This window comes from Streptomyces sp. CNH287, from assembly GCF_000424825.1.
Window position 1 is genome coordinate 1 of sequence record NZ_AUKQ01000034.1, and the last position, 10,644, is coordinate 10,644.

The 10,644-nt window shown below is 69.8% G+C and carries 11 protein-coding genes; 9 read left to right on the forward strand and 2 right to left on the reverse strand.

Annotated elements, in window-relative coordinates; all coding sequences use genetic code 11:
- Window positions 1-784 precede the first annotated feature (784 nt).
- The 9 genes from H299_RS35825 to H299_RS0123435 all read left to right on the forward strand — a co-directional run bounded on the left by H299_RS35825 (window position 785) and on the right by H299_RS0123435 (window position 9,904).
- Window positions 785-1,930, forward strand: coding sequence for a type III polyketide synthase (locus tag H299_RS35825; protein WP_199782494.1), 1,146 nt, complete (start codon window positions 785-787; stop codon window positions 1,928-1,930).
- Window positions 1,918-2,472 carry a cupin domain-containing protein gene (locus H299_RS0123400; protein WP_027750387.1) on the forward strand — a complete coding sequence of 185 codons (555 nt, stop codon included), beginning with the start codon at window positions 1,918-1,920 and terminating at the stop codon, window positions 2,470-2,472. The genes H299_RS35825 and H299_RS0123400 overlap by 13 nt, the downstream gene beginning before the upstream one ends.
- A gap of 14 nt (window positions 2,473-2,486) precedes the next feature.
- A complete protein-coding gene (locus H299_RS0123405) occupies window positions 2,487-3,641 on the forward strand; it encodes a DegT/DnrJ/EryC1/StrS family aminotransferase (protein WP_027750388.1) in 1,155 nt (384 codons plus the stop codon).
- Window positions 3,638-4,636, forward strand: a complete 999-nt coding sequence (locus H299_RS0123410) for a methyltransferase (protein WP_027750389.1) — start codon at window positions 3,638-3,640, stop codon at window positions 4,634-4,636. The genes H299_RS0123405 and H299_RS0123410 overlap by 4 nt, the downstream gene beginning before the upstream one ends.
- Window positions 4,637-4,698: 62 nt before the next feature.
- A complete protein-coding gene (locus H299_RS0123415) occupies window positions 4,699-5,598 on the forward strand; it encodes an aromatic prenyltransferase (RefSeq protein ID WP_027750390.1) in 900 nt (299 codons plus the stop codon).
- A gap of 344 nt (window positions 5,599-5,942) precedes the next feature.
- Window positions 5,943-7,079 carry a pyridoxal-phosphate dependent enzyme gene (locus H299_RS0123420; RefSeq protein ID WP_027750391.1) on the forward strand — a complete coding sequence of 379 codons (1,137 nt, stop codon included), beginning with the start codon at window positions 5,943-5,945 and terminating at the stop codon, window positions 7,077-7,079.
- A 175-nt stretch (window positions 7,080-7,254) separates the two neighbouring features.
- The gene (locus H299_RS0123425; protein ID WP_027750392.1) at window positions 7,255-7,629 is read left to right on the forward strand and encodes a RidA family protein; all 375 of its coding nucleotides are present in this window, start codon (window positions 7,255-7,257) and stop codon (window positions 7,627-7,629) included.
- A gap of 269 nt (window positions 7,630-7,898) precedes the next feature.
- Window positions 7,899-9,197 carry a dicarboxylate/amino acid:cation symporter gene (locus tag H299_RS0123430; protein WP_051262769.1) on the forward strand — a complete coding sequence of 433 codons (1,299 nt, stop codon included), beginning with the start codon at window positions 7,899-7,901 and terminating at the stop codon, window positions 9,195-9,197.
- A gap of 74 nt (window positions 9,198-9,271) precedes the next feature.
- Entirely contained in the window at window positions 9,272-9,904 is a 633-nt protein-coding gene (locus H299_RS0123435) for a PAS domain-containing protein (RefSeq protein WP_106965854.1), read from the forward strand.
- Here H299_RS0123435 and H299_RS37725 read toward each other — a convergent pair.
- Window positions 9,886-10,320, reverse strand: a complete 435-nt coding sequence (locus H299_RS37725) for an NUDIX domain-containing protein (protein WP_027750395.1) — start codon at window positions 10,318-10,320, stop codon at window positions 9,886-9,888. The genes H299_RS0123435 and H299_RS37725 overlap by 19 nt on opposite strands.
- A partial coding sequence (locus H299_RS35835) for a DUF7848 domain-containing protein (protein ID WP_486587393.1) occupies window positions 10,317-10,644 on the reverse strand: 328 nt, incomplete at its 5' end. The genes H299_RS35835 and H299_RS37725, both read right to left, overlap by 4 nt.

The following is a 10,644-nucleotide window of genomic DNA, read 5'->3' on the forward strand; positions in this document are numbered from 1 at the left end:
CCCCGCCCGCCGCCAAGCCGCCGCCAAGGCGCTGAACAGTCCCGGCCAAGCCCGGTGGCCGATGCTGAGGCGCACGCAGCAGCGGGGTAAAGGGGACACCGCCACGACTGACCATGAGCTGACGGAGACGGGGCCCGCCCACGGGAGCGCTTCCAGGCCCAAAGGGCGCACCGGGCGCGCGCCCCCTCGGCCGCGACGGCCGCGACCGCCCTCTTCCCCCGGCGCGGCAGCCGCCCCGCGGCCCCTGGCCGAAACACCGCGCCCGCACCGGCGCGCACCCTCGGCCTCCACCGCACAGGCGGCCCCTGCGCCCCGGCGCCGGCGGAGCGTGCCCCGAGCCCCGCCTGCCCCCCCCCGCACGACGCGTCAGCCGCCGGCCCCCGACACCCCCCGCGGACCCGGCCGCCCAGATCCCTGGCCGCATCCAGGCTCCGGGGACGACCCACTCGAAGGGACAGTGCAATGACACCAGAGGCCACCCCCGCGCGAACCCGCCGCCCCGCGGCGGTACCTGGGCGCGTGGCGGACCCGCCGTCCCCCTTCGAGCCGGACGCCCACCGCGCACGGGCCCTCCCGCGCGCGGTGAACACCGCGTGACGCCGGCCGGGCAATTCGCGGTGGAATCGCCGCCGTAGAACACGCGAAGGGCACCGCCGCACCGTTGCCGCAGAGGAATTCGGCGGCGCGGCAGCGCCCTTCGGAGCGTGGCACGGCCCGCTTTCGGCAACCGGCGCCTCAAATGGGTGAAAAGTAAGGAAGACTCTACAGAAGGTAGATTCCAGACATGCCAACGCTGTGCAAGCCGTCGGTGCGCGTTCCGGAATATGTCATCACCATGGAAGAGACCCTGGAATTTGCTGAGAGAGCACACGCGGGGAAGCCGCAACTTCCCCTGGCACTGCGCCTGATCCAGAACACCGGAGTGCGCAAGAGGCATCTCGTGCAGCCCATCGAGAAGACCCTGCGCCATCCAGGACTCGAAGAACGCAACCGCGTCTACGAGATCGAATCGAAGAAACGCTGCCCCGAAGTCGTCGAGGAGGCCCTGGAGAACGCGCAGCTCACCGCCCGCGAGGTGGACGCGATCATCTACGTCTCCTGCACCGGCTTCCTCATGCCCTCGCTGACCGCGTGGCTGATCAACACCATGGGCTTCCGCTCCGACACCCGCCAGATCCCCATCGCGCAGCTGGGCTGCGCCGCCGGCGGCGCAGCGATCAACCGCGCCCACGACTTCTGCCGGGCATACCCCGGCGCCAACGTCCTGATCGTCTCCTGCGAGCTGTGCTCGCTGTGCTACCAGCCCGGCGACGACGACATCGGCTCCCTCCTGTCGGACGGACTCTTCGGCGACGCGGTCGCCGCCGCCGTCGTACGAGGCCGCGGCGGTGCCGGCATGGCACTGGAGCGCAACGCCTCCCACCTCATCCCCGACACCGAGGAGTGGATCTCCTACGCGGTACGCGCCAGCGGCTTCCACTTCCAGCTGGACCGCCGCGTGCCCGGCACCATGGAGCCGCTCGCCCCCGTACTGCGCCAACTGGCCGCCGACCACGGCTGGGACGTGGGCAAGCTCGACTTCTACATCATCCACGCCGGCGGCCCCCGCATCCTCGAGGACCTGAGCAAATTCCTCGGCGTCGAACTCCAGGCCTTCCGGCACAGCTGGGCCACCTTGACCGAGCACGGGAACATCGCCAGCGCCGTCGTCCTGGACGCACTGCGCAGGCTCTTCCAAGAAGACACCGCAACCCCCGGCGCCACCGGGCTGATCGCCGGATTCGGCCCCGGCATCACCGCCGAGATGGCAGTCGGCCGCTGGAGCGCGGACACACCGGGAAACACCGACCGAATACAGCGGAGCACGAAATCCCCGGCCCAAAGGGACGCCGTGCAGACCACGAGGAGGCAGATCACATGGACGGCCTGATCGTCCCGCCCGGTCAGGGCCGGAAACTGGTCACGAAGGCGCAGGAAGTCACCTTCAAAGTCACCCAGGCACACGGCTCCTCCACCTCGTGCTTCGAGGTCGTGGTGCCCCCGGGATTCAACGTCGGAGCACACACCCACAGCCGCTCCGAGGAGTTCTTCTACATAATCGAGGGAGAACTCGAGGTCATGGCGTTCGAGCCGGTCGAGCGCGCCGGGGAGAACTGGAGGGACTGGGAGTCCCCGGCCGGTGACCGTGCCGTGAGAGCGGGCGCGGGCAGCTGCATGTTCGTACCCGTCGACTGCCCGCACGCGTTCATGAACCCCACCGAAGAGCCGACGCGCATGCTCTTCCAAAGCCATCCCTCGCCCGATCACGAACGCTACTTCGAGGAGCTGTGCGACATCTTCTCGGCCGACCGGGTCGTGGACCCCCAGGCAGTCCAGAAACTGCGCGAGAACTACGACGTCCACCAGATCACGCCGCTGCGCTACGGCACCCCGGCCCGCCCGGAAACCCCTAGAGAAGAAAAAGGAGCGTGAGGGAGGTGCCTGCCATGGACGGTGTTCCGCTGGTGCACGCGAGCCTGGGCGAGGAGGAACTGGCCGCGGTGGCCCAGGTGTTCGCCTCGCCCTGGCCGGCCGGGCAGGGACCCCAGGGCAAGGCCCTGGAGAGCCGGCTGGCCCAGCGCTACGGCATGGACGCGGTCGCCCTGAGCAGCTGCGGCGGCGCACTGCATCTGGGCCTGCTGGCACTGGGCGTCCGCCCGGGCGACGAGGTGATCGTGGCCGACTACACCTTCCCCGCCCCCGCCCACGCCGTGCGCTACCTCGACGCGATCCCCCTCTTCGCCGACGTACGCCCCGACACCGGCACCATCGACCCCCAGGCGGTGGCCGACCTGATCGGCCCGCGCACGGCCGGCGTCATCGCCGTCGACACCGTCGGCCTGCCCGCCGACTACACCGAACTCAGGCAACTGACCGACCGCCACGGCCTCTTCTTGATCGAGGACGCCGCCTGCGCGGTCGGCGCCACCTACCAAGGACGCCCCGCAGGCGCCCTGGCACCGGTGGCCTGCCTCTCCTTCCACGGCCGCAAAGGCATCACCAGCGGCGAGGGCGGCGCCCTGCTGACCACCGACCCCGCCCTCGCCGAACACGTGCGCCTGCACTCCTCCTTCGGCATCGAGAGCATCTTCGACCAGGCCAAGGTCGTGGGCCTGCCCATCCCCCTGTTCACCGAGATCGGCTACAACTACAAACTCTCCGACATCAGCGCCGCGATACTGCGCGTCCAGCTGGACCGCATCGACGAACTCCTCCAGCGCCGCCGCGACGTCGCCGCCCGCTACGCCGAACTCCTGGCCGACGAGGAACTGCTGACCCTGCCCCACGTGCCACCCGACCGCACCCACGCCTGGCAGTCCTACCTGGTCAAACTCGACCCCCGGATCGACCGCGCCGCCGTCGCCGCCCACCTGCGCGCACAAGGCATCGGCTGCGGCCACGGCACCTGGGCCTGCCACCTCCAGCCCGTCTACGCCACGAAGCAGACCTGCCCCACCTCCGCCGACCTCTTCGCCCGCCAGCTCGCCATCCCCATGCACGCCGAACTCAGCGACGACCAGGTCCAACGCGTCGCGGAGGTCCTGCGCACCGCGCTGCGCACCCCCGCACACCTCCAGCAGCACTCAGGAAGGCCGGCATGAGCGACAGCCCACCCACCCAAGAGCGCGTCCTGCGCCTGGCCACCGGCTACTGGGCCACCGGCATCCTGGGCGCGGCGGCGAGCCACTCGCTCTTCGCCCACCTCCAGGCCGGCGCGCAGACGGCCGGGGAGCTGGCCGCCCGCGCCGCGATCTCCGAGCGCGGCGCCCAGACCCTGCTGGACGGGCTCCTCGCCCTGGACCTGGTCACCTTGGAGGCGGGCCGCTACGGCAACACCGCCGAAGCCGCCGCCTACCTGATCGAGGGCGACGCCACCTGCCTGAGCGGCTTCGCGAAACTCAAGCTCGCCCACATGGGCAGCCTGGCCGCCCTGCCCGAGGTGGTCCGCGCCGGGGGGCCGCTGAGCGATGCCGCCGTGGAGGTCGCCGACAACCCCCACTGGGAGGAGGTGGTGCCCGCCATCGCCGCGCAGTCGGTGCCGGTGGCCGAGACCGCCGCCCAGATCCTGGGCCTGGCGGAGGCCGGCGAGATCTCCATCCTCGACATCGGCGGCGGCTCGGGCATCTACTCCTCGCGGTGGCTGCGCCTCAACCCGGCCGCCCGCTCCACCCAGCTCGACTGGGCGCCGATCAACGCCATCGCCCGCCGGACGCTGACCCAGCAGGGCGCGGGCGACCGCTTCACCTGTATCGACGGCGACTTCCACGAGACCGACTTCGGCACCGCCGCCCACGACATCGCCGTCTACTCCCACATCGCCCACCAGGAGAGCCCCAAGGAGAACGCGGCGCTCTTCGCCCGTGCCCGCGCCGCACTCAAACCCGGCGGCACCCTGGTGGTGTGCGACTACGTCGTCGAGGACGACCGCAGCGGCCCGCCCTTCGCGCTGATCTTCGCCTCCGAGATGCTCCTCAAGAGCAAGCAGGGCGGCACCTGGCGCCGGGCCGACTACCGCCACTGGCTGACCGAGGCCGGCTTTGAGGACATCACCTTCCAGGCCACCCCCTCGCCCGCCACCTTGGTCCTCGCCCGCTGACCAGAAGCCCCGCCGCCGCCCGCCCGCACCACGCCACGCCACGACCGATCCATGGAGGATGCATGTCCCAGACCGCGCAGCCGGCAGGCCTCTACCCGGCCATCGAGGAAGCGGCCCGACTGCTGGACGTGCCCTGCTCGCGGGAGAAGGTGGAGCCCGTGCTGACCGCCTACGGGGACACCCTCGACCAGGCCGTCATCGCCTTCAGGGTGGCCACCGGCGCACGCCACGCCGGAGAGCTCGACTGCCGCTTCACGATGCTCCCCAAGGACGTCGACCCCTACGCCCTGGCCCTCTCCCGCGGGCTCACCGCCAAGACGGACCATCCGGTGGGCTCCCTCCTGGCCGACCTCCAGGCCAGGTTCCCCGTCGACAGCCACGGCATCGACTTCGGGGTGGTGGGCGGCTTCAAGAAGTCCTGGTCCTTCTTCCCTCCCGACGACCTCCAGCAGCTGGCCCAGCTCGCCCAGCTGCCCGCCATGCCGCGCAGCCTGGCCGCCAACCTCGACTTCTTCACCCGCCACGACCTGCACGACAAGGCGAGCCTGATCGGCATCGACTACCGGCACAAGACGGTCAACATCTACTTCGGCCAGCCGCCCGCCGCCTGCTTCGTCCCCGAGAACGTCACCTCGATGCTCCACGAACTCGGGCTGCCGGCCCCCAGCGAGCAGATGCTCAGGCTCGGCGAGCAGGCGTTCGGCATCTACGTCACCCTCAGCTGGGACTCTTTGAAGGTCGAGCGGCTCTGCCTCGCGGTGATGACCCCCGACCCCACCGCGCTGCCGGTGGAGATAGAACCCAGGATCGAGCAGTTCATCAAGAGCGCCCCGCACACCGACCCCGAGGAGGACCGCAGGTTCGTCTACGCCGTCACCGCCTCACCCGCGGGCGAGTACTTCAAGCTCCAGTCGTACTACCAGTGGCGCCCCCGCATGCTGAACCTGATGCTCCTGGACTGACCCGGGGAACCGCCCCGGCCATGGTGGCCCTCCACGGCTCCGGGCGGCAGGCCGCCGCCTTGAACCTCTGCCGCAAGGTGCGCGGCGGGCTCTGGTCCAGGAACTGGGCTCCGCCTTCGACCGCCACGCGGCCTGACGCCGCCTCGCGAGGCCCCCACCGCCCGGCGGTGGGGGCCTTGTCATGAGCTGTCGCCCCCGCCTGTGCCTCCTTCTGTCCGGTCCTGGCCGAAGACCGGCGCGAAAGCTGGTTGACACCTCTTGCACATCTAGACGATACGTCTATGGTTAGACGAAACATCTCGTGCTGGATGTCCCGACCGGTCGGGCAGTGAGGATCAACAGTGATGGCGCACAGGACCGAGCCCTACCTCTACGGCCGCGACGGCACGCGGTATCCCCTCGGCGAACCGCGGTGGCGCGGAGACGACGGCGCCCCTTTGATGGTCTCCGGCCTCGAGGGGATCAGCGGTGTCGAGATCGACTCCTCGCAGCGGTCGCACTGGCGCTACGCGGCGGCCCTGCCCCTTCCCGCCGCCACCCGCCGCGTCTGTCTGGGGGAGGGGTGCACCCCGCTGCTGCCCGCCCGCGCGGGCGGACTCGAGGTCCAGGTCAAGGCGGAGTGGCTCAATCCGACCGGGAGCTTCAAGGACCGCGGCACCTCGGTCATGGTCTCGATGCTCCGGCAGCAGGGAATCGAGCGGATTCTCGAGGACAGCTCCGGAAACGGGGGGTCCTCGGTCGCGGCCTACGCCGCGGCGGCGGGCATGCAGGCCAAGATCCTTGTGCCGGAGGGGACTTCCAGCGCGAAGATCCTGCAGAGCAGGGTTCTGGGAGCGGAGATCGAGATCGTTCCGGGAACGCGGGAGGACACCGCGAGCGAGGCCGTACGGCAGTCGTCGCAGATCTTCTACGCCAGCCACAACTGGCACCCCTTCTTCCTCCAGGGAATCAAGCTGATGGCCTACGAGCTCTGGGAGGACCTGGGGTTCCGTGCCCCGGACAACGTCGTCGTCCCCGCCGGTGCGGGAAGTTCCGTGCTGGGACTGTGGATCGGCTTCAGCGAGCTTCTCCGCGCCGGGCAGGTGGCGCGCATCCCGCGCATCCTGGCCGCTCAGCCGCAGCTGTGCAGCCCGCTGGCGAAGGCGTTCTCCCAGGGACTGCCGGAGGCGGCGCAGGGGGAGTGGCGCAAGACCCTCGCCGAGGGGACCTCGATCTCCCGCCCGGTACGCGACCGGGAGGTCCTCGCCGCCGTCTCCGCGTCGCAGGGCGGGTTCCAGGCCGTTTCCGAGAGCGAGATCATCTCCGCCACCAGGGAGCTTGTCGCCCAGGGCCTCTACACGGAACCCACCAGCGCCACGACCGCGGCTGCCGTACCCGGACTGGTGGAACAGGGACTGCTGAACGCCGGGGAGACGACGGTCCTGGTCCTGACGGGATCAGGCATCAAGGCGGCGGAGAGCATGGCGAAGATCATCGACTGACCGCGGCCCCGCGGGAGTTCCAGCGGCGCCCACGTGCCACCACAGGCAGGTGCCGCCGCTTGTCGATTTCACATCAGGACACCGACACCGACCGTTCGGGTCCCGGGGGCCCCGAAACAGGTCCACGCAGAAGAGGCAGGTATCTCCCTTGTCAACGCAGAACACGGATAACGGAATGCGGCTGACCAACGCACCGGGCCTGACGCCGCCGCTGGGCCACTACAGCCACGTGAGCAGCGTCAACGGAATCTCCTACATCTCCGGCCAGCTCCCCGTCGGCGCGGACGGCGTGTCCGTCACCGACAAGCCCTTCCGCACCCAGGCGGAGCAGGTCCTGTCGAATCTCGACGGCTGCCTCGCCGCGGTGGGCCTGACCCGGAGCCACCTCGTGCAGGTCCGGGTCTACGTCACCGACATCCAGGACTGGGACGTCTTCGACGACGTCTACTCGGCGTGGATCGGCGCCCACCGTCCCGCGCGCGCCGTAGCCGGAGTCAAAGAGCTGCACTACGACGCGGCCGTCGAAATCGAGGCGGTCGCACTTCAGTAAGAACCACCCCACGAGGTGGGCGGCCGAGCAGTGTGCGGCATCCGGTGCCTGCGCGCGCAAGACGGCCGGCCCTCCCCCTGCCGGGCGTACGCGGACGGCTCCGGCAGCCGCCCGCAAGCCGGCCGCCCACCTCGTGAGGGGCTCCAAGCCCGCTGGTCCGCCCGGCAATCCGGCGAACCGTCAACGCGCACCGCCTTCGCGCGGTGCGGCCAAGATGCCCAAGAAACGAGGCGATCTCAATGGCGAGACGTGGAGGGAATCCTCCCTTGATGAACAAGACGACGGTCACCATCATCGCGGCACTCGTGCTCGGACTCGGTGTCGGCCTCGCCGGTCATGCCCTCATGCCCGACGAGGCCGCCAGAGCGGATCTCACCAGGATCTTCGACACCATAACCGACCTGTTCCTGAACGCGATCAAGATGGTGATCGCACCTTTGATCTTCGCGGTGATCGTCGCGGGGATAACGGGCGCGGCGAAGGTGCGCGGCATCGGGTCGGTCTTCGCCCGCGCGATGCTCTGGTTCCTGACCGCCTCCCTCCTGTGCGGCATGTTCGGCTTCGTCGCCGCGCGTGCGCTGGGAGTCGGCGGGGGGCTGAACCTGGAGGCCACCGGCGACGAGGACAGCGGCCTGGAGGCGAAGTCGATCGACTACTACGCCTTCGTCAGCGACATCGTGCCGCACAGCTTCTTCTCCGCCATGGCCGAGAACCAGGCCCTCCAGATCCTCGTGTTCGGCGTCTTCGTCGGCACGGCCCTGCTGGCCCTGCAGCGGGAAGGCCAGACCAGGATCACCGGGCTCATCGACGAGCTGGTCCCGCTCATGCTCAAGATCACCGGCTACGTCATGAAGGCGGCACCGCTGGGCGTGTTCTCCGCCATCGCCTCGTCCTTCACCTCGCAGGGCCTCTCCGCCTTCTCCACCTACGGCACCTTCATCGCCAGCTTCTACGGGGCGATGGCGTCCCTGTGGGTCTTCCTGGTGGCCGCGGCGGCCCTCTTCCTGGGCCGCGCCGTCTTCTCTCTGGTCGCCGCGGTCCGCGAACCCATGCTCATCGCGTTCTCCACGGCGAGCACCGAGGCCGCCTTCCCCAAGCTCGTCGAATCGCTGACCCGCTACGGCATCGACAGGCGCACCACGGGCTTCATCCTCCCGCTGGGCTACGCGTTCAACCTCGACGGAACCATGCTCTACATGACGTTCGCGTCGGTCTTCCTGGTCAACGCCTACGGCGTCGACATGAGCATGGGCGAGCAGATCGCCATGATCGCCCTGCTGCTGGTCAGCAGCAAGGGGATGGCCGGGGTCCCGCGCGGGGCGCTGGTCATCATGGCCGCCGTCGTGCCCTCCTTCGGCGTTCCGGCCGCCGGGATCGCGCTGCTGCTCGCCATCGACCCCATCCTCGACATGGGCCGCACCGCCACCAACATCCTGGGCAACAGCATCGCCACCGCCGTCGTCGCCCGGAACGCCCCCGAGCCCGACGCCGAGCCCGAGCCCGAGCCCGACGCCGACGCGGCGGAAGCGGCCGGCCTCCCGCAGCCGCAGACGGCAAAGGCCCTGTGAGCAGGAGGGGGCGAGCGGCGCCCCCTCCCCTCCCTGATTTGACGGGCAGTACAGAAGTCGACAAAATGTCGATCATGGCTGTCATCGCTGACCAATCCGAGGATGCGCTTCTCGCGCAACTGCACGAGATCGCCCGCGGACTCGGGGACACCTTCGGGCCGTTCTGCGAGGTCGTACTGCACGACCTGCGCGACCCCCACCACGCGATCATGGCGATCTTCAACAACCTCTCGGGGCGAGCCGTGGGAGACCCCGCCACGGAACTGGGCCTCGCGCGCGCCGCCGACTACGACTTCCCGCAGGTCATCGCGAACTACCCGAACCAGTTCGCGGACGGGCGGCGGGTCAAGAGCACCTCGATCGGCATCAAGGGCCCCGACGGGCGCTACATCGCCGCCTTGTGCATGAACGTGGATCTCACGGTCTTCCAGAGCCTGGCCGGAGTCCTGGAGCAGTTCGCGCGCATCAGCGGCGCCGCACCCCCCGTCGAGACCCTGGCCCCCGTGAACGCCACCTCGATCCGCGCACACATCGACCAGTTCGTGGCGGAGCGGGCCACCACCCCCCGCGGCCTGCCCACCGCACTGCGCCGTGAACTCATACGGGAACTCAAGGCGAAGGGCTACATGGACGTACGCAAGGCCGCGGAGGTGGTCGCCAACCACCTGGGGGTCTCCCGGGCGACCGTCTACGCCGACGCGAAGTAGCCCGACCCCGCAACTTCCTGGCGGACCAGGGGGAGTTCGTTTCCGTGGTCGATGGCGTGGAGTGCGGCGGCGATGTGGGGTTGCTGGTGGGGGAGTTGGCGGGGTGCCATCCAGGCGTGCCGCGTGGGTGCGCCCCGTAGCGTCGCCACTTCGTCGGTGGTGAGGGTGCCGCCGTCCAGGATGAGGAGGATGGCTCCTGCCGGGTTCTGCGTGAGGCCGACGAGGTGCGTCAGGGGTGGCGTGAGTCCGGTCTGCTCCTTCAGCTGTCGTGCGGCGGTGCGGGTGACGGGTTCTGCGGGGGGTGCGTTGCCGCCGGGTAGTTGCCATCCGTCGTGGTCGATCATGAGCACGGCTCCGGCGGGGTCGCGCACGATGACGAGTACGCCGATGTGCCAGAAAGTGTCGCGCGCCTTCACGGTCCCGCCTCCCCGGTGGTGGGGGTGGTGTGCCAGGGGCGGCGGATGATCTCCCGGAAGAGGGTGTGGGTGGGCAGGCGTCCGCTGTGTTCCACGGCCCAGCGCTGCGCTGCGGTGAAGTCCGTGTAGGCGGCGGAGGATTTCGCGCACACGGTGCACTGCATGGCGTGGGTGACCGGTTCCGCGTCGGGATGGTGGTCGGGGGTGCAGTGCCACTGGCGCGGCGGCTCGGCTGGTGGTGCGGGGCTGTCCAGGGGGACGTTGACCAGGAGGCGGTAGGTGATGCCGCCCTCGAAGAAGAGCAGCTTGTCCCCGCCCGGCAGG

Excerpts from the sequence above, each read along its gene's own strand:
- H299_RS0123405 (WP_027750388.1), top strand. The coding sequence starts at position 2,487 with ATGGACGGTGTTCCGCTGGTGCACGCGAGCCTGGGCGAGGAGGAACTG.
- H299_RS0123435 (WP_106965854.1), top strand. The coding sequence starts at position 9,272 with ATGGCTGTCATCGCTGACCAATCCGAGGATGCGCTTCTCGCGCAACTG.
- H299_RS0123420 (WP_027750391.1), top strand. The coding sequence starts at position 5,943 with ATGGCGCACAGGACCGAGCCCTACCTCTACGGCCGCGACGGCACGCGG.
- H299_RS0123410 (WP_027750389.1), top strand. The coding sequence starts at position 3,638 with ATGAGCGACAGCCCACCCACCCAAGAGCGCGTCCTGCGCCTGGCCACC.
- H299_RS35825 (WP_199782494.1), top strand. The coding sequence starts at position 785 with ATGCCAACGCTGTGCAAGCCGTCGGTGCGCGTTCCGGAATATGTCATC.
- H299_RS0123430 (WP_051262769.1), top strand. The coding sequence starts at position 7,899 with ATGAACAAGACGACGGTCACCATCATCGCGGCACTCGTGCTCGGACTC.
- H299_RS0123400 (WP_027750387.1), top strand. The coding sequence starts at position 1,918 with ATGGACGGCCTGATCGTCCCGCCCGGTCAGGGCCGGAAACTGGTCACG.
- H299_RS0123425 (WP_027750392.1), top strand. The coding sequence starts at position 7,255 with ATGCGGCTGACCAACGCACCGGGCCTGACGCCGCCGCTGGGCCACTAC.
- H299_RS0123415 (WP_027750390.1), top strand. The coding sequence starts at position 4,699 with ATGTCCCAGACCGCGCAGCCGGCAGGCCTCTACCCGGCCATCGAGGAA.